26 protein-coding genes are annotated in these 25,943 nt (G+C 72.3%); 6 read left to right on the top strand and 20 right to left on the bottom strand.

Annotated features, from left to right (window positions below):
• Positions 1-64: 64 nt before the first annotated feature.
• Entirely contained in the window at positions 65-727 is a 663-nt protein-coding gene (gmk, locus tag BLW78_RS11835) for a guanylate kinase (RefSeq protein WP_056525786.1), read from the bottom strand.
• Positions 728-803: 76 nt separating this feature from the next.
• Positions 804-1,661: a YicC/YloC family endoribonuclease gene (locus BLW78_RS11830; RefSeq protein WP_091679788.1), complete on the bottom strand. Its 858-nt coding sequence runs from the start codon at positions 1,659-1,661 to the stop codon at positions 804-806.
• A 353-nt stretch (positions 1,662-2,014) separates the two neighbouring features.
• Here BLW78_RS11830 and BLW78_RS11825 point away from each other — a divergent pair, with 353 nt between their 5' ends.
• A complete protein-coding gene (locus tag BLW78_RS11825) occupies positions 2,015-2,650 on the top strand; it encodes a PAS domain-containing protein (protein WP_244526920.1) in 636 nt (211 codons plus the stop codon).
• A gap of 49 nt (positions 2,651-2,699) precedes the next feature.
• On the opposite strand, the gene mltG is transcribed toward BLW78_RS11825, so the two are convergent.
• From mltG to BLW78_RS11800, 5 genes are all read right to left on the bottom strand, one after another.
• Positions 2,700-4,115 (bottom strand): endolytic transglycosylase MltG, encoded by a 1,416-nt coding sequence (gene mltG / locus BLW78_RS11820; RefSeq protein ID WP_020092705.1) that lies wholly within the window; start codon positions 4,113-4,115, stop codon positions 2,700-2,702.
• Between the two features lie 150 nt (positions 4,116-4,265).
• The gene (gene mutM, locus BLW78_RS11815; protein WP_091679698.1) at positions 4,266-5,156 is read right to left on the bottom strand and encodes a bifunctional DNA-formamidopyrimidine glycosylase/DNA-(apurinic or apyrimidinic site) lyase; all 891 of its coding nucleotides are present in this window, start codon (positions 5,154-5,156) and stop codon (positions 4,266-4,268) included.
• 124 nt (positions 5,157-5,280) lie between these two features.
• Positions 5,281-5,913: a Smr/MutS family protein gene (locus BLW78_RS11810; RefSeq protein WP_091679695.1), complete on the bottom strand. Its 633-nt coding sequence runs from the start codon at positions 5,911-5,913 to the stop codon at positions 5,281-5,283.
• On the bottom strand, positions 5,910-7,088 hold the full coding sequence (locus BLW78_RS11805; protein ID WP_170855144.1) for a murein transglycosylase A: 1,179 nt from the start codon (positions 7,086-7,088) through the stop codon (positions 5,910-5,912). Before BLW78_RS11805 ends, BLW78_RS11810 begins: the two co-directional genes overlap by 4 nt.
• A gap of 38 nt (positions 7,089-7,126) precedes the next feature.
• Positions 7,127-7,840: a Tim44/TimA family putative adaptor protein gene (locus BLW78_RS11800; protein ID WP_020092701.1), complete on the bottom strand. Its 714-nt coding sequence runs from the start codon at positions 7,838-7,840 to the stop codon at positions 7,127-7,129.
• A gap of 346 nt (positions 7,841-8,186) precedes the next feature.
• Between BLW78_RS11800 and secB the strand changes: the two genes are divergently transcribed.
• On the top strand, positions 8,187-8,687 hold the full coding sequence (secB, locus tag BLW78_RS11795; protein ID WP_026604852.1) for a protein-export chaperone SecB: 501 nt from the start codon (positions 8,187-8,189) through the stop codon (positions 8,685-8,687).
• A 23-nt stretch (positions 8,688-8,710) separates the two neighbouring features.
• Here the strand turns inward: secB and BLW78_RS11790 are convergent, their stop codons facing one another.
• Entirely contained in the window at positions 8,711-9,589 is an 879-nt protein-coding gene (locus BLW78_RS11790) for a LysR family transcriptional regulator (protein ID WP_091679692.1), read from the bottom strand.
• An 87-nt stretch (positions 9,590-9,676) separates the two neighbouring features.
• Between BLW78_RS11790 and BLW78_RS11785 the strand changes: the two genes are divergently transcribed.
• The 3 genes from BLW78_RS11785 (at position 9,677) to BLW78_RS11775 (ending at position 12,003) form a co-directional block, all read left to right on the top strand.
• Positions 9,677-10,237: a DUF4865 family protein gene (locus tag BLW78_RS11785; protein ID WP_091679689.1), complete on the top strand. Its 561-nt coding sequence runs from the start codon at positions 9,677-9,679 to the stop codon at positions 10,235-10,237.
• A gap of 26 nt (positions 10,238-10,263) precedes the next feature.
• Positions 10,264-10,656, top strand: coding sequence for a tautomerase family protein (locus tag BLW78_RS11780; protein ID WP_091679685.1), 393 nt, complete (start codon positions 10,264-10,266; stop codon positions 10,654-10,656).
• A 114-nt stretch (positions 10,657-10,770) separates the two neighbouring features.
• Positions 10,771-12,003: an MFS transporter gene (locus BLW78_RS11775; RefSeq protein WP_056525810.1), complete on the top strand. Its 1,233-nt coding sequence runs from the start codon at positions 10,771-10,773 to the stop codon at positions 12,001-12,003.
• Between the two features lie 153 nt (positions 12,004-12,156).
• On the opposite strand, the gene BLW78_RS11770 is transcribed toward BLW78_RS11775, so the two are convergent.
• The 8 genes from BLW78_RS11770 to BLW78_RS11735 form a co-directional block, all read right to left on the bottom strand.
• Entirely contained in the window at positions 12,157-13,032 is an 876-nt protein-coding gene (locus BLW78_RS11770; RefSeq protein WP_012320644.1) for an RNA polymerase factor sigma-32, read from the bottom strand.
• A gap of 314 nt (positions 13,033-13,346) precedes the next feature.
• A complete protein-coding gene (locus BLW78_RS11765; protein ID WP_012320643.1) occupies positions 13,347-13,952 on the bottom strand; it encodes a CarD family transcriptional regulator in 606 nt (201 codons plus the stop codon).
• Positions 13,953-14,455: 503 nt separating this feature from the next.
• The gene (gene fdxA, locus BLW78_RS11760) at positions 14,456-14,794 is read right to left on the bottom strand and encodes a ferredoxin FdxA (protein WP_020092693.1); all 339 of its coding nucleotides are present in this window, start codon (positions 14,792-14,794) and stop codon (positions 14,456-14,458) included.
• Positions 14,795-15,011: 217 nt separating this feature from the next.
• Entirely contained in the window at positions 15,012-15,320 is a 309-nt protein-coding gene (locus BLW78_RS11755; protein WP_020092692.1) for an RNA-binding S4 domain-containing protein, read from the bottom strand.
• A gap of 10 nt (positions 15,321-15,330) precedes the next feature.
• Entirely contained in the window at positions 15,331-18,540 is a 3,210-nt protein-coding gene (locus BLW78_RS11750) for a helicase-related protein (protein WP_091679683.1), read from the bottom strand.
• A 212-nt stretch (positions 18,541-18,752) separates the two neighbouring features.
• The gene (locus tag BLW78_RS11745; protein ID WP_091679681.1) at positions 18,753-19,061 is read right to left on the bottom strand and encodes a hypothetical protein; all 309 of its coding nucleotides are present in this window, start codon (positions 19,059-19,061) and stop codon (positions 18,753-18,755) included.
• Between the two features lie 200 nt (positions 19,062-19,261).
• Positions 19,262-19,552, bottom strand: coding sequence for a DUF1330 domain-containing protein (locus tag BLW78_RS11740; protein WP_020092689.1), 291 nt, complete (start codon positions 19,550-19,552; stop codon positions 19,262-19,264).
• Between the two features lie 94 nt (positions 19,553-19,646).
• Positions 19,647-20,588 (bottom strand): DUF3108 domain-containing protein, encoded by a 942-nt coding sequence (locus BLW78_RS11735; protein ID WP_244526918.1) that lies wholly within the window; start codon positions 20,586-20,588, stop codon positions 19,647-19,649.
• A 364-nt stretch (positions 20,589-20,952) separates the two neighbouring features.
• Here BLW78_RS11735 and rpmB point away from each other — a divergent pair, with 364 nt between their 5' ends.
• Entirely contained in the window at positions 20,953-21,255 is a 303-nt protein-coding gene (rpmB, locus tag BLW78_RS11730) for a 50S ribosomal protein L28 (RefSeq protein WP_012320636.1), read from the top strand.
• A 354-nt stretch (positions 21,256-21,609) separates the two neighbouring features.
• Here the strand turns inward: rpmB and cobT are convergent, their stop codons facing one another.
• The 4 genes from cobT to BLW78_RS11710 all read right to left on the bottom strand — a co-directional run bounded on the left by cobT (position 21,610) and on the right by BLW78_RS11710 (position 25,850).
• Positions 21,610-23,514, bottom strand: coding sequence for a cobaltochelatase subunit CobT (cobT, locus tag BLW78_RS11725; protein ID WP_091679675.1), 1,905 nt, complete (start codon positions 23,512-23,514; stop codon positions 21,610-21,612).
• Between the two features lie 5 nt (positions 23,515-23,519).
• A complete protein-coding gene (locus BLW78_RS11720; protein WP_082557830.1) occupies positions 23,520-24,026 on the bottom strand; it encodes a DUF29 domain-containing protein in 507 nt (168 codons plus the stop codon).
• 5 nt (positions 24,027-24,031) lie between these two features.
• Positions 24,032-25,015, bottom strand: coding sequence for a cobaltochelatase subunit CobS (cobS, locus tag BLW78_RS11715; protein WP_012320633.1), 984 nt, complete (start codon positions 25,013-25,015; stop codon positions 24,032-24,034).
• 208 nt (positions 25,016-25,223) lie between these two features.
• Complete coding sequence (locus BLW78_RS11710; protein ID WP_020092684.1) at positions 25,224-25,850, bottom strand: J domain-containing protein; 627 nt, start codon at positions 25,848-25,850, stop codon at positions 25,224-25,226.
• Between the last annotated feature and the right edge of the window lie 93 nt (positions 25,851-25,943).

The raw sequence follows: 25,943 nt of genomic DNA, 5'->3' as shown, positions 1-25,943 counted from the left end.
GTCTTGACACGCTCTCTTGCGCCCGACCGGTATCCACTTCGGCGGAGAGCGCTCCAGGGCCGGATCACGGCGTCTCGGCCAGCAGTCCCTCGACGAAGGGGGCGAGTCCGGTGCGGCGCGCCCGCCGGAGACGCTCGGCCGCCAGGATCCCCTGGAGGGCCCGGAAGGCGTTCTGCAGGTCGTCGTTGACGATGACGTAGTCGTACTCGACCCAGCGCTGGATCTCGGTCCGGGCGTTGGCGAGACGCTTCTCGATCGTCTCGGCGGAATCCTCCGCCCGGCGCTCCAGGCGCTGGCGCAGCTCGGCCATGCTGGGCGGCAGGATGAAGACCGTCACCACGTCCTGGGCGAGCTTGGAGCGCACCTGCCGCGTGCCCTGGTAGTCGATGTCGAAGATCATGTCCCGGCCGGAGCCCAGCACCTTCTCCACCGGCCGACGGGGCGTGCCGTAGAAGTTGCCGTGCACCTCGGCCCATTCGAGCAGATCGTCGCGCTCGCGCAGGTCGTCGAACGCCTCGCGATCGATGAAATGGTAGTGCCGCCCGTCGATCTCCGAGGGGCGCCGCCCCCGCGTGGTCACCGAGATCGACAGGTCGAGCGCCCAGCTCGGATCCTGCGCGATCGCCCGCGTCAGGGTGGTCTTTCCCGCGCCCGAAGGCGAGGAGAGGATCAGGATCAACCCGCGCCGCGCGATCGAGTCGGAGACGCTCCCGGCCGGCTCGGTCATGCGCGTGGCTCCCCGACGTTTCGCATCCGTATCCTCACGTCCCGATCCGGCATCGTGCCCAGCATCGTGCCCGGCATCATTCGATGTTCTGCACCTGCTCGCGGAACTGCTCGACCACGGCCTTCAGGTCGAGTCCGATCCGCGACAGGCTGATATCGTTGGCCTTGGCGCACAGGGTGTTGGCCTCGCGGCCGAATTCCTGGGCCAGGAAGTCCAGCCGCCGGCCGATCGCGCCACCGGCCGTCAGCAGGTCCCGGGCGCTCGCCACGTGGGCGCGGAGCCGGTCCAGCTCCTCGCGGACATCTGCCTTGCCGGCGAGCAGCATCGCCTCTTGGTGCAGGCGATCCGGGTCGAGGCCGCTGCCGCCGAGGGCCGCGACGGCCGCCTCCAGCCGTGCCCGCACGGCCTCGGGCTGGCGGGCCGGGTTCTCCTCGGCCGCCTGGGTCAGCGCGGCGATCCGGTCGACCTGAGCGGTGACGACCTGCTCGAGCTGGCGCCCCTCGGCGCGGCGCGCCTCGACGAGATCCGCGACCAGCTGGACCACGCCCGCGGCCAGGTCCCGGGCGAGGGTGTCGGTGTCGGCCGCCTCGTCCTCGACCTCGATCACGCCGCGCACGCCGAGCAGCCCGTCCATCGTGGCGGGGGCCACGCCCTCGGGGACCGGCACCCGGGCCACCGCCTGGGCGAGGCGCGCCAGGAGGGTCTCGTTGATCCGCACCCGCGCGGTCGTCTCCGGCTTGGTGAGGGTCAGCGTCAACTGGCACTGCCCGCGGGTGAGTGTCTTCTGGAGCGCGGTGCGCGCGGTCTCGCCGAGCCCGTCATAGCCGGCCGGCACGCGGGTGCGCACGTCGAGGCCGCGCCCGTTGACGCTGCGGACCTCCCAGGCCCAGTGCACCGGTCCGGCACTGCCCGCCGTCCGGGCGAAACCGGTCATGCTCGCGATCTGGGCCACGCCGACCCCCGTCCCCGTGAAGATCGGGGCCTGTAGCACGGATCACTCCGGTGGGAAGAGGCCGGTCGCCGCCGTCGCCGCGTCGCGAGGCGCGTCGGGCGCGCGTCGGACGCGCCGCGCGCCCGGCCATCTCGGGCGGCGCCGTGCAGTCGAGCGGCACCCGGCACGCTGTTGGGACCGGTAGGGCCGCCCGCCCGCGACGCGGGCCCCGTCCGCCGTCGCCCGCGCGGTCGCGGTGGTCACGTTTTCACTTTCGTGTCGCGCGACCGACGTTGCATTCCGCAGTGAAGGTGTGCTCGAAATCCCGCTCGTCTGCACATGAACTCGGATGGCGCATGCCGCGATCAGTATTGGGGAGGACCGCGCTCACGCCGTTCGGGATGTCCGCGCTGGGCGTCGGCATCTGGGAGGATGCGCCGCACACGGGATGCGTGCGCGGGGACGCGACGATGGCGCGGATCTTCGGCCTGACCGAGGCCGAGGCGGCGGACGGCATCACCTGGGAGCAGCTCTCCGCGCTCTTCCACCCGGAGGACCTCGCCCGCGACCAGAGCGAGCGCCGTCGCGTGCGCGAGGAGGGCGGTCTCTTCGCCTGGGAGCACCGCATCGTGCCCGCGCCGGGCGTCGTGCGCTGGGTCCTGGCGCGGGGCCGGTTCGAGCGCCGCGCGGACGGGCACATCTACGGCCGGGGCATCGTGATCGACATCACCGACAGCCGGGTCGACGGCCCGTACGAGCCGCCGGTCGGTTTTCTCGGGGCTCCGACCGAGCCGGGGACCGCCGTCGAGCGGATGGCCGATTACGCGATGCGCCTGTGGGAGCTGGTCGGCGATCTCGGGCCCGGCGAGGCGACGCGGGTGCAGCCGCTGCTCGAAGCGCTGCTCTACGAGCTGGGACGGCAGATCGCGGCCTCGCTGTCGGGCGAGCCGCCAGAGGCGCCGCGGCGCCCGCGGAACCCACGGGCGCATTGAGGGCGACCCCGACGGCGCCGAAGCCGGCGGCGCGGACCGGCGCCGCTGCCTAGCGGCGGCCCCGCGGCGCCGGTGCCGGTTCGCTCAGGGTCGGGACCGTCTTGGGCGAGCCCAGATCGTAGCTGCGGTTCTTGAGGGGATCGAGGCGGGTGCCCTCGGAGGCGTCGAAGGCGCGCGTGCCCGGCGTGCCGGTATCCAGGGCGAAGGCCGCGTTGGTGTTGATCCCGTTGCCCGCGGGGGCGCCGCCCGGCGCGTAGGCCGAGGCGCGGCCCGGCGTGGTCGAATCCGGGCCCGGCTCCACCTTGTCGACGGCGTCCGGCGGCGCCTGCCGGCTCTTCTCGACCGCCCGCCAGCGGGCGACGTTGCGCTGGTGCGCCTCGAGGGAATCGGCGAAGGCGTGGCCGCCGGTGCCGTCCGCGACGAAATACAGGTCCTTGGTCCGGGACGGGTTGGCCACCGCCTCCAGGGCGGCGCGGCCGGGATTGGCGATCGGCCCCGGCGGCAGGCCCTCGATCACGTAGGTGTTGTAGGGGGTCGGCCGGTCGATCTCGGAGCGCAGGATCCCGCGGCCGAGGGTGCCGCGCCCGCCCACGAGGCCGTAGACGATCGTGGGGTCGGATTGCAGCTTCATCCGCTTGTTGAGGCGGTTGATGAAGACGCCGGCCACCCGGGGCCGCTCGTCGGCGCGGCCGGTCTCCTTCTCGACTATGGAGGCGAGGGTCACCATCTCGGCCGGGGTCCGCACCGGCACGTCGGCGCTGCGCCGCAGCCAGATCTGGTTCAGGACCTCGCGCTGCTTGGCCTTCATCAGGTTGACGATCTGCTGCCGGGTGGCGCCGCGCTCGAACTTGTAGGTGTCCGGCAGGAGTGAGCCTTCCGGGGGGATCTCGTTGATCTCGCCGGCGAGCACGTCGTTGTCGTTGAGGCGGGTGACGATCTGCTCGGAGGTCAGGCCCTCCGGGAAGGTGATGGCGTGCTGGACCTGCCGGCCCGTGGCGATCGTGTCGAGCGCGTCGGAGATGCTCGCGTGCGCCTTGAAGACGTACTCGCCGGCCCGCAGCGCCGGCCGGCCGCCGAAGCGGGCGGCGAACTCGAACAGGCCGGTATGGTCGATCACGCCCTCGCGCTTCAGGGTCTCGGCGATCTCGGCCGTCCCGCTGTGGGTCGGGATGACCACGACCTTGTCGGCCGCGAGCGGTCCCGGCTCGCGCACCTGCCGCTGGAACAGGGTGATCCCGATCATCGCCGCGATGGCGATGACCACCGCGAAGGTGAGGGCGCCGCTGATCAGGCCCACGAGGCCGCTCCGCTCGCGCTCGGGCTTCTCCGGCGGCGGGGGCGCGACGGTCGGCTTGATCGCCTCGCCGGGCGAGCGCGGCGACAGCCGCTGCGGCAGGGCGGGCTCGTCCGTCGGATCCTGCGCGGCGGTCTCGGGCGCGGGCGTCTTTGAGCGGCGGAAGAACATCGGGATCCTGTCTGGGCCCGCGCGACCCGTCACGCGTCGCGGGCCGGGATCGGCTGCCCGCAACCGGGTGCGCACGTCGAGGGGCGTAACCCTAGTCGGGTTTGTGGCGAAATTGCCGTTCCGCGGCGCGATAGGCGCCGATCGGCGCGCTCAGCCCGGGGGCTGGCAGGTGGCGCAGTAGAAGGTCGAGCGGTTCGCCTGCACGATGCGGGTGATCGCGCCGGCGCATCCGGGCCGGCTGCAGGGCAGGCCGACCCGGTCGTAGACCCGGAAGGCGTGCTGGAACGCGCCCGCGCTGCCGTCCGTGTGGGCGTAGTCGCGCAGGGTCGAGCCGCCGGCCTTCACGGCCTCCTCGAGGACCTGCACGATTGCCTTGGCCAGGGCGTTGGCCTTGGGCGTCGGGCGCCCGTCCGGCCGGGCGAGGCTCCCGGCCGGCGCCTCCGGATGCAGGCGCGCCCGGTGCAGCGCCTCGCACACGTAGATGTTGCCGAGGCCCGCGATCAGGCGCTGATCGAGCAGGGCGGCCTTCAGCGGCGCGAGCTTGTGGCGGAAGAGCTGCGCGATCACAGCCCCGGTCAGCCCGTCGAGGGGCTCCACGCCCATCCGGGCGAAGTGGCGGCAGGCCGCGAGCTCCGCGCTCGGGACCAGATCCATGAAGCCGAAGCGGCGGGCGTCGTTGTAGGTCACCGTGGCGCCGGTGCTCATCGCCATGACCACGTGGTCGTGCCGGGGCGTGCCCTGGGCGCCCTCGAGGTAGAAGTCTCCCGGGGACAGGTTGCTGCCGTCGGGCAGGGCCACGTCGAACCGCCCGCTCATGCCGAGATGCATGACCAGCGTCTCGCCCGAGTCGAGGGCGGCGGTGAGGTACTTCGCCCGGCGCGCGAGGCCCGTGACGGTTCGCCCCTCGAGGCGGGCGGCGAAGCGCTCGGGAAACGGGAAGCGCAGGTTGGGCCGGCGCAGGGTGACGCGGCTGAACCGCGCGCCGACCAGGGCGGGCGCCAATCCCCGCCGCACGGTCTCGACCTCTGGAAGCTCCGGCATCGCTCTCGCGGCATCTCCGTGCGCGGCGCCCCGTGCGCCGGATCCGGATATCGGCGGGATCGGTCCGGGCCGCAACCGCGGGGAACCGGCGCGGTTTGCCGCGCGTCCCGCGCCGAGGCCCGTCCTAGCGGCGGCGCAGGCGGACGTAGAGGGCGCCGCCGCCGCCATGGTGGCGGGCGGCCTCCTCGAAGCCGAGGACGATGCCGCGCAGATCCGGCCCCCGCAGCCAGTGCGGCACGCTGCGGCGGAGGACGCCCCGCTCGGAGAAGGCGTCCGCGTGGCCCGGGCCGCCCTTGCCGGTGACGACCAGCACGTAGGAATGCCCGGCGGCCCGGGCGCGGAGCAGGAAGCCCGTCAGCGCGGCATGCGCCTCGGCCTGCACCATCCCGTGCAGGTCGATCCGCGCCTCGATCGTGAGCCGCCCCCGGCGCAGGCCGAGCTTGGCGTTCCGCTCCAGCCCGGCACTCGGCGCGTGCCGCTGGGGCGGCGCCTGGTAGGGAGCGGCGGTGGCCGGGCGCGCCGGCTCCGAGGCCGGCTTCGGCGGGTGCTTCGCCCGCGGCCTCTTGGCGGCCGGCGGCGCGCTGGGCTTCAGGATCGGCGCCGAGAGGGCCGGCATGGTGGCGGTCGGGCCCGGCGGCGGAGGTGTCTCGGGCACCGGGGCGGCGCGGCCCGGCAGCGGCGTGACCAGCTTGGCGATCGCGTCCCAGAGGCGGGTCTCTCCCGCGGTGAGGCGGCGCCCGCGGCGCGGGGCCCTCACGGCGCGGCTCCGGGCACCGCCGCGCGGCGCGGCAGCAGGACCACGAAGCCGATCGCGTCGCGGAGGTTGCCGGCGGCCACGCCGGACTCCGCACCGGTACCGACGAAGAGGTCGCCGCGGGCGGGGCCGACGATCGCCGAGCCGGTATCGGCGGCGATGACGAGGCGCCCGGCCTCACCTGGAGTCGCGCCGGGGAGGGGGCCGGCGAGCCAGAACGGCAGCCCGTAGCGCCAGAGGGTCGAATCCACCGCTAGGCTCCGGCCCGGGCTGAGCGGGGCGTTCGCGGCGCCCGGCGGCCCGAGGGTCGGATCCGCGACCGGAGCGAGGCGGAAGAAGATGTAGGAGGCGTTGGCGCGGATCAGGCGCTTGGCGGTCTCGGGATGGGCGCGCAGCCAGCCGGTCCAGCGGGCGAGCGTCAGGCCCTCCAGGGGCAGGTGGCCCTCCTGGACGATCAGCTTGGCCACCGCCGTGTAGGGGCGGCCGTTGCGGCCGTCGTAGAGCACCCGCACCGCGCGCCCGTCCGGCAGCCGGACGCGCCCGGAACCCTGGACCTGCAGGACCAGCAGGTCGACCGCGTCGCGCAGCCACAGGATCGGCTTCGCCCGCGCGCCGAGGGCGCCGTCGTCGATCGCGGCGCGGTCGGGGTAGGGGGCGAAGCCGTCCGCGGTGGCGCGGGCGGCGCGCAGGCCCGGGTCGAGCCCCGGACGGCTCTCGCCGGGGCCGAGGGAGATCAGGTCGTCGGGGCGGGCCAGGACCGGCGTCGGGAAATCCGGGCCGGGCTCCAGGGAGCCGGTGAGTTCCGGCTCGAAATAGCCGGTCAGGAAGCCGGGCCGGTCCGCGCCGGGCCGCGCGACGCGGAACGCCTCGAACCGCTCGCGGAAGAAGGCGGCGGCGTCGGGCACGGGGCCGGCGGCGGCCGCGCAGGCCTCGGCGAGGGCGGCCGGATCTCCCGCGACGCCGTCGGGCTGGGGCAGGGCGGGCGGCGGGGCCGCGCAGACGCGGCGGAAGGCGTCGAGCGCCGCCTCAGCCCCCGCGCCGGGGAAGCCCGGCAGGTCCGCCACGGCCACGGGGGTCAGCACCGCGCCGCCGACTGCCGTCGGCGCGGCGGACACGGCCTGACTCAGGAGGGACGCGAGGAGGGCGGCCGGGACTGCTCCGGACCGGGCGCGGGACATCGGCACGGCAAGATCGTCACGGAACGCCGGTCACGGACTCAGGCGCCGGCCTCGGTGGCCACGAGCTGCCAGTTCGGGTCCCGCGAGCCGAGCGTGCGGGCGAAGGTCCAGACATCCGGCACCTCGACCACCGTCTCGGCGCTGCCGTCCACCACCTTGCCGTCGGCGTCGCGGGTGGCGGTGATCAGGTTCGACAGGAAGCGGACGGTGACGTGCGCCACGCGGTTGCGCACCTCGACGGCGACGATCTCGGCCTTGTCGATCGACACGAAGGTAGTCTCGAGCGTCTGCCGGTTGCGCTCGCGCTCGGCGATCGCCCGCTCGAACGCCTCGCCGACCTCTTTCGAGAGGAGGCCGCGCAGGGTCTTCCGGTCACCCTTGGCGAAGGCGATCATGATGGCTTCGTAGGCCGACTTGGCGCCCTCGATGAAAGCGCGGGGGTCGAAGCTTGGCTCCGCCTGGATGCAGGCCTCCAGGCCGCGCGCGACCTCGGATCCCGGCTCGGCGATCCCGCGCCAATCCCGCGGGGCGGCGGCGGGCTGCGGCGCGGCCTGGACCCGGTCGGCGCCGGGCAGGCGAACGACGTTGTCGCCGTCGGAGCGCGCCTGGGGCTCAGTCCGGCTGCGGTCGACCGGCTTGAACGGCGAGCGCTCGGCCCCCGTCTTCTGACCGAGCACCGAGCGCAGACGCCAGATCACGAAGACGGCCAGCGCGAGGAAGATGATCGTCGTAACGTCGAAACTGTCCTGCATCACCGATCCGATGGTGGCCGCGGCGAGACCCTGTGCCCCTTGCTCAGGTCGCGCGCGGTGCGGCGCCGGCTAAGCGCGCAGAGGTCTGGCCGACTCATATCCGACCAACGCGTCGGGAGCGAGCCGGTTGTGTCGGCCGGACGATCGAACCCACGCGTCAATTGCGATCCGGTCGATATGGGTCGTGGGGGCCGCCGGCGCCAGCGCCGCGCCCGCTCGCTTGTCCAGGCCCGGCCCGCGTGTTAGCGGCCCTGCCGTTTGGGCAGTTCCGCGGCGTGATCCAGCCGCTCCCGCCGCGACAACAACCCGCGCCGGCCCTGCCGGTCGATCGAGAAGGATGATCCGCATGGCCGATTCCCCGGCAGCGAACGGCAACGGCGGCGGCATGCCGCAGGGCGATGCGCCGACCATCAACGCCCTGGCGCAGTACACGAAGGACCTGTCCTTCGAGAATCCGAACGCACCGCGCTCGCTCCAGCCCAAGGAGGGCCAGGGGCCGCAGATCAACATCCAGGTGAACGTCAACGCGCAGCAGCTCTCGGAGACCGATTTCGAGGTCGAGCTGAAGCTCGAGGGCGACGCCAAGATCCAGAACGAGGTGCTGTTCGCCTTCGAGGTGACCTATGCCGGCGTGTTCCGGCTCCTCAACATCCCGGCCGACCAGATCCATCCGGCGGTGATGATCGAGTGCCCGCGCCTGCTCTTCCCCTTCGCCCGCCAGATCGTGGCCGAGGCGGTGCGCAACGGCGGCTTCCCGCCGCTGTACATCGACCCGATCGACTTCGTCGGCCTCTACCGGCAGAAGGTGATGGAGCAGCAGGGCGCCCAGGGCCCGCTCGCCTCCTGAGGACCGGACGAGCCGGCGGTCGGTCAGCGGCCGCCGGGACCGCGATAGGCCGCCGCCAGCGCGCGCAGCGCCTCGGCGGGGCGCCCGGCCAGGCGGCGGGCGCGCAGGACCACGAAGGTGCGCGGCAGTTCGGGCAGCCCGAACCGGCCGCCGACCTCCACGGCGCCGGCCGGTGCCGTGCTCGGCGCCAGGGCCGCCACCGCCAGCCCCGCCATCACCGCCGCCCCCACCGCCAGCACGCCGCCGCCGACGAAAACCTCGGTCCAGGGGAGCCCGGCCGCGTCGAGAACCCGCATCGCCGCGCCCCGGACCGTGCAGGGACCCGCGAGTCCCGCCAGCCGCAGCGTCTCGCCCGGCCGGGGCGCCGGGAAATCCGGTGCGGCGAACCAGCCCAGCCGCTCCTCCGCCAGGACCGCGCCGCCGTGGCCGGCCTCGTCCTCCGTCCGGAAGATCACCGCGTCGTAGCCGCCCTCGCCGGAGGATCCGAACGCGGCCGCGAGGTCGCGCGACGGGACGATCCGCACCTCCGTGATCAGCCCGGCCCGATCCAGGCCCAGGCGCCGCAGCAGCACCGGCAGGTCGGGGCCGGCGACGTGGTCGCTGATCCCGAGGCTGAGCCGGGCGGGCTGCGCCGTCGCCGCGTCGGCCACGGCGCTGTCATGGGCGTCCAGGAGGCGCCGAGCGGCCGGCAGGAACAGGGCGCCCTGGCGCGTCAGGTCCACGTGCCGCGGGGTCCGGTCCAGGAGGCGCGTGCCGAGCCGGTCCTCGAGCCGCTTCAGCCGCAAGCTGATCGCCGCCTGCGACGTGGCGAGCGCTTCCGCGGCACGGGTGAAGCTGCCGAGATCGACCACACGCACGAAGGCCAGGACGCCTTCGAGGTCGAGGGGACGATCGGCGACCATAACGCACTCTTATCGTAGATATCGGTGTGGATATGTCGCCGTTATCGAGGCGGCGTGCAAGCCTGTGGGCCTCTTCGGGAGTGCCCCATGCTGATCACCCGCTACCGGCATCGTCTGCCGGCCGACTACGCCATGGACAGGATCCGCGCGCGCGTCGCCACCCGCGCACCGGCCTGGGACGCGGTGCCAGGCCTCGTCTTCAAGGCCTTCACGGTCGAGGACCGGGCTCGCGGGGCCGCCGCCAACGCCTACAGCTCTCTCTATCTGTGGCAGGATGCCGGCGCCGCCGCCGCGTTCCTGGCCGGGGCCGGGTTCGGCGCCGTGATCGCGAGCTTCGGCCGGCCGCGCATCGAGACGTGGCTGGCGGTCGCCGCCGCGTTCGGGCCGGGGGACGCGGCGGGCGCCCTCTCGGAGGAGACGCGTCTCGTCGGGCCCGCGGAGGATCTCGCCGCCCTGTGCGACGACGAGCGGGGACGCGGGCGCGACATTGCTGCCGGGCGCGACGTCCTCGCCACCGTGGCCGGGCTCGATCCCGACGGATGGCGCCTCACCCGCTTCACCCTCCGCGCCGAGGCGGCCGCCGGACTGTCCGGAACCGCGATCGCCCATCTCGCCGCGCCCGGCCTCGCCGCGGCGCGCGGCCGCTGATTTCCCACCCATCGAGGAGCCAGATCATGCCTCTGACCCGCATCTCCCTGCGTGCCGGGACGACCGAGACCTACCGGGCCGCCCTCGTCGCGGGTGTCTACGACGCCATGCGCGAGACCTTCGCGGTGCCGGAGGGCGACCTGTTCGCCCTGGTGCACCAGCACGACGCGTCGGACTTCGTCTACGGTCCCGACTATCTCGGGATCCGGCGCAGCGACCGCCTCGTGATCGTCCAGATCACCGCCAACGCGACGCGCGGCACCGCGCAGAAGCGCGCCCTCTACGCCGCCGTGACCCGCAACCTCGGCCGCGATCCCGGCGTGGCGCCGGGGGACGTCTTCATCAACCTCGTCGAGGTCAACCCGGAGAACTGGTCGTTCGGGGAGGGACTGATGCAGTACGGGCCGTCGGAGCCGTGAGGCCGGGGCCGCGAGGCCGCGGCGGGCGCGGTGCGGCGATGATGGCGGCGATCCGGGCTTGACCGTTCCGGGGGCTGAGTACAGGTCCGGGTCCCGAAACGGCTCCAGGATCGCATGGCCCCCACCGCAAACCTCGCCCTGATCAACCTGTTCATCGGGGACATCCAGGGCGGCCTCGGACCCTTTCTCGGGACTTGGCTGGCAGAATCGGCCTCGTGGAGCCCCGCGCGGGTCGGGTTCGTCATCACGCTGGTCGGCATCGGCACGCTGTTCCTGAGCGGACCGTTCGGTGCCCTGGTCGATCGGTTCCCGCGCCCGCGCCTGCTGATCGCGCTAGCCTGCGGGGCGATCCTGGTGGGAACGCTGCTGCTCCTGCCGGCCCGCAGCTTCCCGGCGGTGCTGTGCGCGCAGCTGTTCGCGGCGGCCGGCGGCACCCTGCTGCTGCCGGCCGTCGCGGCGCTGACCCTGGGTATCGTCGGCAAGGACCGGTTCCCCGCGCAGCAGGGGCGCAACCAGGCCTTCAATCACGTTGGCATCCTGATCGCCGCGGGCGCCATCAGCCTCGGCACCGGTTATTTCGGCCCGGCGATCGCCTTCTGGGTGTTGGGCGGCATGGCGCTGGCGGCGATCGTCGCGACGGCGACGATGCCGGCCAAGGCGTGGAGCCGCCGCCGCGCCGTCGGCTGGAAGGAGGACGACTCGGACGAGCCGGAGCGCAGCGGCCTCCGCCAGGTCCTGGGGAACCGTCGCCTGCTGGTGCTGACCGTGGCGCTGACCCTGTTCAATCTCGGGAACGGCGGCATGCTCTCGCTGCTCGGCCAGAAGCTGGTCGCGACCGCGGCCGACGCCACGACCTGGACGGCCCGCTACGTCATGGTGGCCCAGCTGGTGATGGTCCCGGTGGCGCTGTTCGCCGGATCGCTCGCCGACAAGCGCGGCCGCCGCCAACTCCTGATGGTCGCTTTCGCGGTCCTGCCGGTGCGGGCGCTCCTGTCCGGCCTCATCGACGATCCGGTCTGGCTGATCGCCGCCGAGGTGCTGGACGGCGTCGCCTCTGGCATCGTCGGGGTGGCGGTGCCGGTCATCGTCGCCGACCTGACCTGGGGATCCGGCCGGACCCAGACGGCCATCGGCAGCGTCAACGCCGTGCAGGGCGTCGGCGGCGCCCTGTCGGGCTGGTACGGCGGTCTGTCCTACGGGATGTTCGGCTGGACCGGCGCCTTCCTGGCCCTCGGCCTGCCGGCGCTCATCGCCCTCGCGCTGGTGATCTGGCTCGACGCGACGCCGGAGCCCGGCCGGCGCAGTCGCCGGCGGGAGCGGCGGAGCACCGCCGCTCAGGGAGCCTGAACCGGCCGCGCGACTGAAGCCCGCGTCGACCCGCTATAGGACCCGATCGGGGCCGCCCCCGCGCGTTGCGGTGCCGCCGGACGCGGGGCCCTCTGAAACGCGAAAACCCGGCCTCGGGGCCGGGCTTCGCGTCGGTGTCGCTACCGTGTGGGCTCAGCCGATATGCGGGCTGCCGGTCGCGGCGGGGAAGCGGTCGGCCAGGGCGCGGCGCAGCTTCTCCAGGGCCCGGTTCTCGATCTGGCGGACGCGCTCCTTGGAGATGCCGAGCCGCTGGCCCAGGGCCTCCAGGGTTGCCTGATCCTCGGCGAGGCGGCGCTCGCGCAGGATGCGCAGCTCGCGCTCCGACAGCACGGTCAGGGCCTGCTGGAGCCAGCTCAAGCGACGCTCGCCGTCGACCGTGGCGCTCACGGTCTCGTCCGGCAGGTCGGCGCCGTCGACGAGGAAGTCCATCCGCTCCGAGGAGGCGTCGCTGTCCTCGCCCACCGGGGCGTTGAGCGACATGTCGGGACCGGACAGGCGCGCGTCCATCAGAGCGACGTCGTCCCGCGACACGCCGATGGCGCTGGCGATGCGGCGGTGGATCTCGTCGCCGACATGCTCCTCGGTGGATTGCATCAGCCGGGCGCGCAGCCGCCGCAGGTTGAAGAACAGGGCCTTCTGCGCGGAGGAGGTGCCGCCGCGCACGATCGACCAGTTGCGCAGGATGTAGTCCTGAATCGACGCGCGGATCCACCACGTCGCGTAGGTCGAGAAGCGGACGTCCCGCTCGGGTTCGAACCGGGCCGCGGCCTCCATCAGGCCGACGTGCCCCTCCTGGACGAGATCGGCCATGGGCAGGCCATAGTGACGAAAACGCCCCGCCAGGGCGATGACGAGGCGCATATGGGCGGAGATCAGTCGGTGGAGGGCCCGCTCGTCACGCTCGTCCTTCCAGCGGACGGCGAGGCCGCGCTCTTCTTCCCGGGCCAGGAAGGGTGCCTCCATGGCAGTCCGTATGAACTGCCGTCGAATTCCCGCGATCTCAGCCATCCGCCTGCCTCTTGTTGTCGAGTGCTGTTGCGGCGTCGAACCGATAGCCCGACGCGCAGGCGCCACCGGGAGGCGACGCCAGGCAACCGACAACGGAAGGCAAAACGCGAAAGTTCCGTCCCGATGCCCCACAATGCGACAACCGGGCGGCCACGAAATCGTGTTCCGTCCCGATCAGATGGGATCCGACCGCGCGCCGTCCAGCCCGGATGTCCCGAAACGACCGTGGCGGCGCGCGGGTCCGGACCGGTCCGGCCACAAAAAACCCGGCCTCAGGGGCCGGGTTCGATGTCGTCCGCGGAGGTAGGCGCGCCTCAGGCGGCCTCCTCCTGGATGTCGTCGCCCTCGCTGTCACCATCGGCCTCGGCCTCGGGCTCCGCCTCGCTCTTCGCCCGGCGGGGCGACTTGGCGAGGCTCTGCTCGATCAGCTTCAGGGCCTCGGTCTCGGTGATGCGGTTCACCGACGAGATCTCGCGCACGATCCGGTCCAGGGCGGCCTCGTAGAGCTGGCGCTCGGAGTAGGACTGCTCCGGCTGGGCCTCGGACCGGAAGAGGTCGCGCACGACCTCGGTGACGGCGAGCAGGTCGCCCGAGTTGATCTTCGCCTCGTATTCCTGCGCGCGGCGCGACCACATGGTGCGCTTGATCCGGGCACGACCGGTCAGCAGGTCGAGCGCCTTCTTGACCAGCTCCGGCTCGGCCAGCTTGCGCATGCCCACGCTGTTGGCCTTCGCGGTGGGGACGCGCAGGACCATCTTGTCCTTCTCGAACGATACGACGAACAGCTCAAGCTTGTAGCCGGCGATCTCCTGCTCCTCGATCGCGGTGATGCGACCGACGCCGTGGGCCGGATACACGACAGCCTCGCCGGTCTTGAAGCCCTGCCGGCCTGCGGTCGTCGTCTTCTTGGCTGTGGTCATGCGAGAAGGGCCTCCACTGGCGCGCAGCGTTCGGCGCCGCGCGAAACCGTGTTCTTCCGGGCGGGACACCCGGTCTGCCTCGCCGCTCCCGGACCCGGCGCCGAGCGCACGAATCCGGGCGTTCCCCGGCGCGGCCGTGCGAACGCCTGGCCCGCCCGCCGAAGTCGCCTCCAGCGGTCGAGCGCGTACTACTCCTAACCCACGAAAAGCGAAGGCGTTTCAGCCGGAGGGAGCACGTCAGGCGCGAGCGACGGCAGGCGGATTGTCTACCACAATCCGGCGCGCAGATCAAAGCATCCCTGAAGACGCACGCGCGGACCAAGCGCGGCGCCAAAGAGTTTTACACTGGTGCGGCGGGACAGGAATGACCTGGCCGCGTATCAGGCCCTCGTATGACGCAGCCCCGCCGCGGGGTTCAGCGGCGGCACGGGCCCGACAGATCTTCCCGCAATCTGGGAAGCGGGCCGCGGGCCGGCGTCAGAACCTGCGGGGCCGGCGCGGGGTCAGTCGCCCGAGCCGGGGTTGGGCGAGAAATGCGCCTCGAGCTTCCCGCTCTTGCCGTCCCAATCCTTGGCGTCGGCCGGGGCTTCCTTCTTCTGCGTGATGTTGGGCCAGGACTTGGCGTAGTCGGCGTTCAGCTTCAGCCACGTGTCGAGATTCGACTCGGTGTCGGGCTTGATCGCCTCGGCGGGGCATTCCGGCTCGCAGACGCCGCAATCGATGCACTCGTCCGGATGGATGACGAGCATGTTCTCGCCTTCGTAGAAGCAGTCCACCGGACAGACCTCGACGCAGTCCGTGTACTTGCACTTGATGCAATTGTCGGTGACGACGTAGGTCATCGGATGTCTTCGTCCTAAAACTCGACTTGGCCCGGGCGGAGCCTGGAGACGGCCCGCGCGCCCGGAGGGTGCTGCGAGGGGAACGCCGGTGAGACCCGACACGGGGACGGATCTCGGAGGCCCACGGCTCTAGACGCTGCCTCCCGGACTGACAAGCGTGCGGGCGCCGCAAGGGTTCGCGTCGGGTCGCTCGCACGGCCGCTGTGGCGCGACCTCATCACTCGGACGGCCCGTCCGGACCGTCCTCGACCGACAGGGTGCCGCCCGACAGGTCGTCGTAGAGGAGCCGCGCCTCCGACGCCGGGCCGCGGCGCAGGCCGAGACCGAGGACCCGCACGGCCAGGGTCGCGTGGGGCGCCGCCACCGTGACCACGTCACCGATGCCGATGGCCTTCGCGGGGTTCTCGGCCCGGCTGCCGTTCACCCGCACGAAGCCGTCGGAGGCCAGCCGCGCCGCGAGCGACCGGGTCCGCGCGAAGCGCGCAAACCACAGCCACTTGTCGAGGCGCTGCCGGTCCTCGCGCATCCGCCGCGGGTCAGCGCTTCCCGCCGTCGCCGGCCTCAAGTTGCGCCTTCAGGGCCGCGAGCTTGGCGAAGGGCGAGTCCGGATCGGGCGCCCGCTCGCGCCGCGGCGGCCGCTGGTCGGGCCGCGGGCCGGAATGGCGCTGCTCGGCGCCGCGCTGGTCGTCGCGGCGTTCCGGACGGCCGCCCTCGAAGCGGTCGCGGCGCGGGCCGCGGTCCCGGCCGGGGCGCGGGCCACCGTCGCCCTCGGCCCGGCGCTGCTCCGGCCGGCCACCGTCGGGACGCCCCTGTCCCGAATGCTGGCCCTGCTGGCCGCCGTCGCGCCCCCGACCAGCCCCGCGGGGACGGTTCTGCGGGCGCTGGTGGGCCGGGCGCTGGTGGCGCTGCAGGCGCCAGACCTCGATCTGCGGGATCTCGGCTGCGCCCTCGCCTTCGGCACCAACGGCCTCGGCCGTCTCGGCCGCGTCGGGCGCGGTCTCCTCGGCGATGGGTTCGGCCGCCGGCGCGGCGTCCGCCTCGGCCGGCTGCTCCGCCTCGGCGTGGGGCGACTCGGTCGCAGATGTCTCGGTCGCGAGCGCCTCTGTCGCGGGCGCCTCGGTGGCCGCGTCGACCGGCGTGCCGGCCGACTCGTCCGCAGTCTCGCCCTCGGCGGGCTCCGCCTCGGGGGCGGCCGGGGCTTCCTCGGCCGCGTCAGCGTGATCGGCGGTGGTCTCGACACCCTCGGCGGCCGGGGCCTCGTCGCCCACCGGCTCGGCGGCATCAGCCTGCGCGGCGACAGCCTCCTCGGAGGACGCCTCGGCGGCGGTCGGCGCCGCCGGTGCGGTGGCGGCAGCGGGGACGAGCGGCACCGTGATGGCCGGGCCGGGGCGCGCCTCGGAATTGTAGCCGAGCGACTTCAGGATCGAGGCGAAATCCTCGCCCGAGCATCCGACCAGCGAGGTCATGCCGACGGTGGCCACGAAGCCGTCGCCGTCGGCGGTGCCGTCCGGCGGAGCGCCCGGAGTGGTGCCGGGCCGGTAGGCGATCGCCGGGCGGATCAGGTCGGCGAGCCGCTCCAGGATGTCGACCCGCACCGCCCGCTCGCCGCTGACCCGGAAGCCGGCCGCGCGGTAGAGGCCCTTGGCGATCTCGCGGTCGACCTTGATCGAGGTGCGGCCGGAGCCGGCGAGATGCGCGATCTCGTCGAGGCCGCGCTGGTCGAGGCCACCGTTGCGCAGGGCCCAGAGCTGGGCCGCGAGCGTGCGGGGCGCCGGCTTCAGCAGCGCCGGCAGGAAGATGTGGTAGGCGCCGAACCGGACGCCGTGGCGGCGCAGGGCGCCGCGGCCCTCCTGGTCGAGGCTGCGCATCTCGTGCGCCACCTTCGAGCGCTCCAGCACGCCGAGCGCCTCGACGACCTGATAGCCGATCCCCTTGGCGAGGCCGGTGAGGTCGGCCGCGGTCTCGATCTCCATCAACGGCCCGAGCAGCCGCACGATGTAGGCCTTCAACCACGCGTCGAGGCGCGCCTCGACCTTCTCGCGATGCGCGCCGGTCAGGCTGTCGTCCGCCAGCAGACGGATCTGCGGGGCGAACAGCTTCTCGCCGGGGGTGAGCTTGGCGACGGGCGCGCCGGTCCAGCGGATCGTGCCGTCGTGCGAGAGCACGAGGGTCGAATCGGCCGTTGCCGAGAACCGCTCGGCCCGGGACTCGATCTCCCCGGCGAGCGCCTTCTCGGCGGCGCTCCTCAGGGTTTTGGCCTCGTGCCCCTCGGCGCTGGCATCGGGAACGAACAGGAATCCGTGAAGGTGGCCGACATGCTGACCCTCGACGGTGACGTCACCGTCGGCGGTGATCTGGGCTTCGAGCATCGTGTTCTCTCTCAGGCGCCGCATCAGGACGCTTGTGCGCCGGTCGACGAAGCGGCTCGCGAGGCGTTCGTGCAGGGCGTCGGACAGCCTGTCCTCTACCCGACGCGTCTCGCCCTGCCAATGTTCTGGGTCGCGCAGCCAGTCGGGACGGTTCGCCACGAAGGTCCAGGTGCGTCCCTGGGCAATCCGGCGGGACAGCGTGTCGATGTCGCCGTCGGTCCGGTCGATCATCGCGACCTGCTCGGCGAACCACGTGTCGGGGATCCGGCCCGCCATGCCCTTCATCAGGAACCGGTAGAGCTGCGCGACCAAGTCGGCGTGCACCTGCGGGTGGACCTTGCGGTAATCCGGGACGCCGCAGGTGTCCCAGAGGCGGCGCACCGCGGCGGCGCTGCGCGCCATGTCGCGGATGTCGTCCTCCTTCATGAGGATCTCGAGGGCCTGCTGGTCCTCGCCCATCGGGGCGCGGGTCAGGCCCGATTCGCGCGGGTGCTCGTCGAGGCTCGCCTGCAGGCCTTCGAGGCTGCCGAAGCTGAGATCCGGATTGCGCCACTGCAGGATGCGCAGGGGATCGAAGTCGTGGCTCTCCAGCCGCTCCACCAGCTCGGCCTCGAAGGGCGGGCAGCGCCCGGTTGAGCCGAAGGTGCCGTCCGAGAGGTGGCGGCCGGCGCGCCCCGCGATCTGGCCCATCTCGGCGGGGGTGAGCTTGCGGAAGCGGGTGCCGTCGTACTTCCAGTTGGCCGCGAACGCGACGTGATCGACGTCGAGGTTGAGGCCCATCCCGACCGCGTCGGTGGCCACGAGGTAGTCGACGTCGCCCGCTTGGTACATCTCTACCTGGGCGTTGCGGGTCCGCGGCGAGAGCGCGCCCAGCACCACCGCGGCGCCGCCGCGCTGGCGGCGGATCAGCTCGGCGATCGCGTAGACCTCCTCGGCCGAGAAGGCGACGATGGCGGTGCGCCGCGGCAGGCGCGACAGCCGCTTCTCCCCCGCGAAGGTGAGTTGCGAGAGCCGCGGCCGGGTCGTCGTGTGGACGTTGGGAATGAGGTCCTGGACCAGCGGCAGCATGGTCGAGGAGCCGATCAGCAGGGTCTCCTCCCGACCGCGCACGTAGAGCAGGCGGTCGGTGAAGACGTGGCCGCGATCCATGTCGGCGGCGAGTTGGATCTCGTCGATGGCGACGTACGCCACGTCGAGGTCCCTGGGCATCGCCTCGATGGTGCAGATCCAGTAGCGCGGCCGGTCCGGCTTGATCTTCTCCTCGCCGGTGACGAGGGCGACCTTCTCGGGGCCGACCTTCGCGACGACGCGCAGATAGACCTCGCGGGCGAGCAGCCGCAGGGGCAGCCCGATCATGCCGGTCGGGTGGGCGAGCATCCGCTCGATGGCGAGATGCGTCTTGCCGGTGTTGGTCGGCCCGAGGACCGCGGTGACGCCGCGGGCGCGGGCCTCGCGGGACAGCGAGCGGCTGGGCGTGGGGCGGAGCAGCGCGTCGATGGTCGGCGGTTCCTTCGAGCGGGAAGGCCGTCGCGGCGCCGTCGCGGCGCGGGCGGGGAGGCGGGTTCGACCGGCCGACCGCGTCAGGGACGCTAGGGCCGGTACCGTCCTCCCCCATATGGGATGCCGCCGCCGCCAGGTCCAATCTGCGGCGTGATCATCGGGTAGACGTCGATCTGCGTCGTCGGCGTGCCCGGCTGCGGCGCGAGGTCGGCGCAGAGCGTGTCGGGGGTCGCGACGAGGGGACCGCGGCGGGGCGGCCTGTTCTCGACGACCTCGGCCGACGAGAAGGCGTCACCGCCGCACCCCGGATCGGCGGATCCGGCACTGAGGGACTGCGCCGCGGCCGGCCCCGCGAGCGCGGCCAGGGCGAGGGCGATTCGGAGGGCAGGCGAGCACATCCGGGCATTATCGCCGGGAACGTGAAGATTCCCTCCACCCGCGCAACCGCGGACCACGCCGCGATCGCGTCCGCCGGCACGGAATGCGGGGCACCGCGGGCGCGCGACTCTGTCCGTCCCCGCGCCCTTGCCGGGTCATTTCGCGGCTTGGGCGCGGAAGGCGCGGGCCGCGTCAGGTCCGGTTGTGACCGGGCCGGCGATCAGTCGACACCCTCGACGAGCACCACCTCGCCGATGCCCGCGGGCCGGCGCTTGGCTACGGCAGCCTGGTACTCGGGCGAGAAGTAGTAGGTGCGCGCCGCCTCGTAGGATTCGAATTCCAGCACGACGTTGCGCGGACGGCCCTCGCCCTCCAGCGCCTCGCAGCGGCCGCCGCGCACCAGCGGCTTGCAGCCGTACTTGCGCATCGCCTCGGAGGCCATGGCGGCGTAGTCCTTGTAGGTGTCTGGGTCGGTGACCGTCATCCGGACGATGATGTAGCCCTTGGGCACTGCTGACCTCCCCGCGCGGCTGCCGCGCCGCGCCGAGGTGCCGGGAAACCGGCCGCCGGTCAAACGCTCCCTGCGGCAGCTGCCCGCGCAGCCGCTACTGCCCGGGCAGGCTCGCCTGCGCGACACTGTTGCCGGCGGCGCCGGCCGTGCCGGTGGTCGTCGGCGTGCCGCTCTGGCTCCAGCGGGTGGCCTCGATGATGTTGGTGCCGATCGTGGTGAGCACCGAGATGCGCAGCGGAATCAGGACGCGCGTCCCCTCGACGGGGGCGAGCCAGACCGACATCTCGCGGTTCTCCTCCATGAACTTGACGCCCGGCCGGTCCGGCCGGTGGCCGGCGACCGCTTGGTAGCGGGCGTTGCATACGAGGACTTGCCCCGCATAGCCGGGCTTCTGCACCGGGCGGGTCTCGGCGTAGCTCAGCACCACGTTGAAGCGGGTGGCGCCGTCGAAGACCGGCAGGGTCCGGTTGCAGTTCTCCGGGTCGAGCGGCTCGCCGCGCCCCTGGGTCGGCATCAGCAGCGCGCTCACCGGGTCGATGATGCCGCGCTTGTTGGCCGGGGTGACCGGCACGCGGTCCTGCATGTCGACGAGCGGCGGCGTGATCTCGGCCTGGACGACGTTGCCGCGCGCCAGGGCCATGCGCACCGCGATGCCGGAACTCGCCGTCTGGGTGGCGATGGCGAAGGCGCCGGGCTGCGGCGCGGCCGAGAAGCTTCCCGAGGCCCGGGCGGAGCCCTTGCCGCCGGTGATCGCGCCGACGAGGCCGGTGAGCACGGCCGACACGTCCATCATGTAGCGGTCGCGGTCGAAGGAGCCGGCGAGGCGCGCCGTGCCGATCGGGAGACCGGCGAGGTTGATACCGTAATCGACCGCCACGGTCGCGGCGGCGGGCGCGGCTCGCTTGGCCCGCGACGTCCGCGCGCCGGCATCGGTCGGAGCCGCGAGGACCGCGACCGCGAGGAGGCTGCCCGCGAGGCGCCCGGCAGCGTGCTTCTTCGACGGCTTGATCATTCGACGGATTGGCGTGGCGCTCATGATCCGGATCGTATCCCAGGGCGGGCGGGCCAAGACACTCGCTCGAACGCACCCTCTCGAACACACCCGCTCGCCGACGTCCTCTGCGACGCACGGAGCGGGGAGAGGCGCCTTCCTGCAGGTGGAAGAAGGCTATATCCCGGCATCGTGGTTAACAGACCGTTGGTCGTCCGGCGCGACGCTGAACCCCGCCTGCCCCCGCCGGCACCTTGACGCACCGCGCCTTCGTCGCCTATAGGCTCGCGCCTTCAACAGGACTCCGCCGGACCTGGAACACGCAATGGGCGCCGCCCGCTGCGACGATGATCGCGCCGGCCGCGATCGGGTCTTCACCGGGCGGAACGAGACGGGATCGTTTTTTATCATGGCGCGCCGCTGCGAACTCACCGGCAAGGCCGTTCAGGTCGGCCACCTCGTGAGCCACTCGAACCGCAAGACCAAGTGCCGGTTCCTGCCGAACTTGTGCAACGTCACCCTCCAGTCCGACGCGCTGGGCAAGCGCGTCCGCCTGCGGGTCACGGCGCACGCCCTGCGCTCGGTGGAGCACCGCGGCGGCCTCGACGCCTTCCTGATCAAGGCCGGCGAGGGTGACCTGTCGCAGACTGCCCGCCTCCTGAAGCGCGAGATCCATAAGAAGCTCGCCGAGACCCCGGCCGCCGCGGCCTGAGTCGTCGGGCTTCACGCCCCTATCGGACGGTTTGAACCGCCGTGGCCGTCGAGGCCGCGGCGGTTTCCGCTTGTTTGCGGCTGACATGCCACTCCACACAAGCCAGAGCTCGGCCGCAGGCTGCCGTCAATGTCCGGCCGATGCCCCTGCGCCGTCTTTGCGAGCGGAGCGAAGCAATCCAGGCGACGCCACGTGGACAAGCCCCGCGTCGCCCTAGGTCACTTCGCTGCGCTCGTGATGACGGAGGGGGCTTCGCCGTCCAAGTTGCGAACATGAACCGTGTCGAGGTTCGGTCCGGATCTGCCAGCTTCCTCGACGCGGATCGTCTGTTGCGCGCGGCAGCGCGGGGCGTGATTACCGCCGCCCGCCCGCTGCGCGCAGCATCCGCCCCGTCGGCGCCGCGCCGTCCTCCTCGAACAGCTCGGCGAGCTTCTCGGTCATCGCCCCGCCGAGCTCCTCGGCGTCGATGATCGTCACGGCGCGGCGATAGTACCGGGTCACGTCGTGGCCGATGCCGATGGCCAGCAGTTCCACCGGCGAGCGCGTCTCGATCTCCTCGATCATCCAGCGCAGGTGCCGCTCCAGGTAGTTGCCGGCATTCACCGACAGGGTCGAATCGTCCACCGGCGCACCGTCGGAGATTACCATCAGGATCTTGCGCTGCTCCGGCCGTCCGAGCAGGCGCTTGTGCGCCCAGTCCAGGGCCTCGCCGTCGATGTTCTCCTTGAGCAGCCCCTCGCGCATCATCAGCCCGAGGTTCTTCCGCGCGCGCCGCCAGGGCGCGTCGGCCGACTTGTAGACGATGTGGCGCAGGTCGTTCAGGCGACCGGGATTCGGCGGCTTGCCGGCGGCGAGCCACGCCTCGCGGCTCTGGCCGCCCTTCCAGGCCCGGGTGGTGAAGCCCAGGATCTCCACCTTCACGCCGCAGCGCTCCAGCGTCCGCGCCAGGATGTCGGCGCAGGTCGCCGCCACGGTGATCGGCCGGCCGCGCATCGAGCCCGAATTGTCGAGGAGCAGCGTGACCACCGTGTCGCGGAAATTGGTGTCCTTCTCCTGCTTGAAGGAGAGCGGCTGGTACGGGTCGATGACCACGCGCACGAGCCGCGCCGGGTCGAGCTGACCCTCCTCCAGGTCGAACTCCCAGGCGCGGTTCTGCTGGGCGAGAAGGCGGCGTTGGAGCCGGTTGGCGAGGCGGCCGACCACGCCCTGCAGGTGCGAGAGCTGCTTGTCGAGGTAGGAGCGCAGGCGCGACAGCTCGTCGGCGTCGCACAGCTCCTCGGCGTGGATGACCTCGTCGAACCGCGGATTGAACACCTTGTACTCGGGCCCGCGCGCCTCGTTGCCCTGCCGCTGCGGCGGGCGAGAGGCCTCCGAGGCCTCCTCCGACTCCGCGTCCTCGGCCTCCTCGGGCAACTCACCGGACGGTGCGTCGGCGGATTCCTGGGCGCCCTCCTCGATCTCGTCGGAGGCCTCCTCGGAGGTCTCGATCTCGGCGCGCTCGCCCTGGCTCTTCTCCTCCGAATCGCCCTCGCTGGGGTTCTGCTCGTCGTCCTGGGCGTCGTTCTCGTCGTCGTTCTCGTCGTCCTCAGCGTCGAACGGCGTCTCGTCCGACATGTCGAGGGAGGTGAGGAGGTCGCGCACCGAGCGGGCGAACTTGCGCTGATCCTCGATCGAGCCGAGCAGCCCGTCGAGGTTCGGGCCGGCCTTGGCCTCGATATGCTCGCGCCACAGCTCGACGATCTTGGTGGCGGCCTCGGGCGGCTTCTGGCCGGTCAGGCGCTCGCGCACCATCAGGGCGACGGCATCCTCCATCGGAGCGTCGGCCCGGTCGGTGATGGACTCGTACTTGCCGCCGCGATGGTAGCGGTCCTCCAGCATCGCCGAGATGTTGCTGGCCACGCCCGCCATCCGGCGCGACCCGATCGCCTCCACCCGGGCCTGCTCGACCGCGTCGTACACGGCGCGCGCGGGTGCGTTCTCGGGGGCGAGACGGCGGTGGACGGCCACGTCGTGGCAGCCCAGCCGCAGCGCCATGGCGTCGGCGTTGCCGCGCAGCACCGCGACGTCCTGCGCCGAGAGCTTGCGCGGGGGTTCGGGGAGGCGGGCCTTGTCGCCGGTGAGCGCCGGCCGGTCGGTCGCGTAGGTGACCTCGACCTCGGTGCGCCGGGCGATGGCGCGCAGGCACCCGGCCACCGAGCGCTTCAGGGGCTCGGCCACAGGTTCGCGGCGCTCACCGGGCTTGCGGTTGGAGATGGACATCAGCGCTACCGGTCGTCCTCGAACGCGAAGGGGCGGTTCAGGATCTCGTCCCAGCTGTAGGGACAGTCCGCGGGCAGGGTTTCGGGCGATCGCTTCATCTCGCGAGCGGCTCGGATCCGACCGACCCGGTAGCCTTCGCTGGCGGCTTCGGCGATGCGCGGCTTGAGACCTGGATTTTTGCGCACCTGCCTGTCGATCCGCACGCGCTGTTCCGCAATCGTCAGCGACCAGCTTCGGCTGCGCCGCTCGGGCTGGTGATCCCATTTGAGGGCGTGGGCGAGAAGCACCTCGATCGCGCTCTCGAGCTTATCGTACTGCTCCGAACCCACGTCGCTCAGCTCCTCGGCGATGTTGTCGAGGTCGAGCGCGTCCACCCGGCCGGCGCGGAGCAGTGCCACCTGCTCCTGAACCCAGGTGTAGAGATCGTCCGCGTGGCGGGTCCGTCCCCGCGCGTGCGCAGTCGCCGGGGCGTCCTCGCGCGTCGGGGCCGGATGCGCCATCGCGTCCTCCATGCGGGTCAGCTCAGCGCGACGTTCACCGCGCTCTCGGGCAGCTCCTTGCCGAAGGCGCGCTGGTAGAACTCGGCCACCAGCGTCCGCTCCAGCTCGTCGCACTTGTTGAGGAACGTCACCCGGAAGGCGAAGCCGATATCCTTGAAGATGTCGGCGTTCTCGGCCCAGGTGATCACCGTGCGCGGGCTCATGACGGTGGAGAGGTCGCCGTTCATGAAGGCGTTGCGGGTGAGATCCGCCACGCGCACCATCCGGTTGACGATGTCGCGGCCCTGGTCGCCCCGGTAATGCGTCGCCTTCGAGAGCACGATGTCGACCTCGCGGTCGTGCGGCAGGTAGTTCAGCGTGGTGACGATCGACCAGCGGTCCATCTGACCCTGATTGATCTGCTGCGTGCCGTGATAGAGGCCCGACGTGTCGCCGAGGCCCACCGTGTTGGCGGTGGCGAACAGCCGGAAGGCCGGGTGCGGGCGGATCACGCGCTTCTGGTCGAGGAGCGTCAGCCGGCCCGAGAGCTCCAGCACGCGCTGGATCACGAACATCACGTCCGGGCGGCCGGCGTCGTACTCGTCGAACACGAGCGCGACGTTGTTCTGCAGCGCCCAGGGCAGGATCCCGTCCTGGAAGGCGGTGACCTGCTTGCCGTCCTGCAGGACGATGGCGTCCTTGCCGACGAGGTCGATGCGCGAGACGTGGCTGTCGAGGTTGATCCGGATGCACGGCCAGTTCAGCCGGGCGGCGACCTGCTCGATATGGGTCGACTTGCCGGTGCCGTGATAGCCGGTGACCATCACGCGGCGGTTGCGGGCGAAGCCGGCCAGGATCGCGAGCGTCGTCTCCCGGTCGAAGATGTAGTCCGGGTCGACATCCGGCACGTGCTCCTCGGGCTCGGCGAAGGCCGGCACCTTGAGGTCGAGGTCGATGCCGAAGACATCGCGGACGGAGACGGTGCGGTCGGGCAGCGCGGCGGGCGTAGCGTCAGAGAGCATTCGGAACCTCGTGAGGCGCGGGCGCTCCACTCCCAAACAGTGAAGCATCCGCGCGGAAGGACGTCGAGCCGGGCCTCCGCGGCGGGGCGGAGCCATCCTTAGACGGCGGCGCGCTCGCGCGCCACCGACCGGCATGGATCCCATATAGGGCCGCCCCGCGCGGTTTGCCCTATCCTGGGTGCGAACCGGCGTGCATCGTTCGTGCCGCTCAGCAGAGACCGGCCGCGCGGAGCACGTCGTGGGCGCGGATGATGTCGCGCAGGCGCTCCTCGAAGGAGCGGTCGCCGCCGTTGGCGTCCGGGTGGAAGCGCTTCACCAGCACCTTGTACTGCGCCTTGATGGCGGCCGCGTCCGCGCCCTCCTCAAGGCCCATCACGTCGAGGGCGCGGCGCACCGTCGCCGAGTGCTTGGGCTTGCGCGGCTCCTCGGGCTGGCGGGCGCGCCGGCGCGCGTCGCCGACGCCCTCGCCGCGCAGGATGCCGAGGGGATCGACGTAGGCCCAGTCCCGAACCGGCTCGTCCGCCGGCTTGGCCTCGCCGGTCCGGTTCACGCCCATCGCCCAGGTCGGGCGATGACCGATGATCGCGTCCTTCTGGTAGGCCTGAACGGCGGCGTCGTTCATGCCATCGAAGTAATTGTAGGTGGCGTTGTAGGCGCGGACATGGTCGATGCAGAAGCGCCAGTACTGGCCCTCCGCCTTCCGCCCCTTCGGCGCCCGGTACAGGCCCGGATGGGTGCAGCCGGGGCTCTCGCAGCCGGCTTCCGCGGCGGGCTTCGGCTCGTCGCAGGTCGGCTTGATCCGGATGCTGTCGAACAGGCGCGAGTTGAGATCCATGACGGGCCGATTATGAGGGGGCGGACCTGAGACACAAGGGCACCGGGCCTGATGACGCATGCGCGGGATCGGGCTTGACGGCGCCCACGGACA

Origin of the sequence: Methylobacterium sp. 275MFSha3.1 (assembly GCF_900108435.1) — a bacterium.
Classification (GTDB): domain Bacteria; phylum Pseudomonadota; class Alphaproteobacteria; order Rhizobiales; family Beijerinckiaceae; genus Methylobacterium.
This window is presented reverse-complemented; position numbering and strand designations above follow the sequence as displayed.

Coding starts and splice junctions, on each gene's coding strand:
- gmk (WP_056525786.1), bottom strand. CDS start 727: ATGACCGAGCCGGCCGGGAGCGTCTCCGACTCGATCGCGCGGCGCGGG.
- BLW78_RS11830 (WP_091679788.1), bottom strand. CDS start 1,661: ATGACCGGTTTCGCCCGGACGGCGGGCAGTGCCGGACCGGTGCACTGG.
- BLW78_RS11825 (WP_244526920.1), top strand. CDS start 2,015: ATGCCGCGATCAGTATTGGGGAGGACCGCGCTCACGCCGTTCGGGATG.
- mltG (WP_020092705.1), bottom strand. CDS start 4,115: ATGTTCTTCCGCCGCTCAAAGACGCCCGCGCCCGAGACCGCCGCGCAG.
- mutM (WP_091679698.1), bottom strand. CDS start 5,156: ATGCCGGAGCTTCCAGAGGTCGAGACCGTGCGGCGGGGATTGGCGCCC.
- BLW78_RS11805 (WP_170855144.1), bottom strand. CDS start 7,088: ATGTCCCGCGCCCGGTCCGGAGCAGTCCCGGCCGCCCTCCTCGCGTCC.
- BLW78_RS11800 (WP_020092701.1), bottom strand. CDS start 7,840: ATGCAGGACAGTTTCGACGTTACGACGATCATCTTCCTCGCGCTGGCC.
- secB (WP_026604852.1), top strand. CDS start 8,187: ATGGCCGATTCCCCGGCAGCGAACGGCAACGGCGGCGGCATGCCGCAG.
- BLW78_RS11790 (WP_091679692.1), bottom strand. CDS start 9,589: ATGGTCGCCGATCGTCCCCTCGACCTCGAAGGCGTCCTGGCCTTCGTG.
- BLW78_RS11785 (WP_091679689.1), top strand. CDS start 9,677: ATGCTGATCACCCGCTACCGGCATCGTCTGCCGGCCGACTACGCCATG.
- BLW78_RS11780 (WP_091679685.1), top strand. CDS start 10,264: ATGCCTCTGACCCGCATCTCCCTGCGTGCCGGGACGACCGAGACCTAC.
- BLW78_RS11775 (WP_056525810.1), top strand. CDS start 10,771: ATGGCCCCCACCGCAAACCTCGCCCTGATCAACCTGTTCATCGGGGAC.
- BLW78_RS11770 (WP_012320644.1), bottom strand. CDS start 13,032: ATGGCTGAGATCGCGGGAATTCGACGGCAGTTCATACGGACTGCCATG.
- BLW78_RS11765 (WP_012320643.1), bottom strand. CDS start 13,952: ATGACCACAGCCAAGAAGACGACGACCGCAGGCCGGCAGGGCTTCAAG.
- fdxA (WP_020092693.1), bottom strand. CDS start 14,794: ATGACCTACGTCGTCACCGACAATTGCATCAAGTGCAAGTACACGGAC.
- BLW78_RS11755 (WP_020092692.1), bottom strand. CDS start 15,320: ATGCGCGAGGACCGGCAGCGCCTCGACAAGTGGCTGTGGTTTGCGCGC.
- BLW78_RS11750 (WP_091679683.1), bottom strand. CDS start 18,540: ATGCTCGCCCACCCGACCGGCATGATCGGGCTGCCCCTGCGGCTGCTC.
- BLW78_RS11745 (WP_091679681.1), bottom strand. CDS start 19,061: ATGTGCTCGCCTGCCCTCCGAATCGCCCTCGCCCTGGCCGCGCTCGCG.
- BLW78_RS11735 (WP_244526918.1), bottom strand. CDS start 20,588: ATGAGCGCCACGCCAATCCGTCGAATGATCAAGCCGTCGAAGAAGCAC.
- rpmB (WP_012320636.1), top strand. CDS start 20,953: ATGGCGCGCCGCTGCGAACTCACCGGCAAGGCCGTTCAGGTCGGCCAC.
- cobT (WP_091679675.1), bottom strand. CDS start 23,514: ATGTCCATCTCCAACCGCAAGCCCGGTGAGCGCCGCGAACCTGTGGCC.
- BLW78_RS11720 (WP_082557830.1), bottom strand. CDS start 24,026: ATGGAGGACGCGATGGCGCATCCGGCCCCGACGCGCGAGGACGCCCCG.
- cobS (WP_012320633.1), bottom strand. CDS start 25,015: ATGCTCTCTGACGCTACGCCCGCCGCGCTGCCCGACCGCACCGTCTCC.
- BLW78_RS11710 (WP_020092684.1), bottom strand. CDS start 25,850: ATGGATCTCAACTCGCGCCTGTTCGACAGCATCCGGATCAAGCCGACC.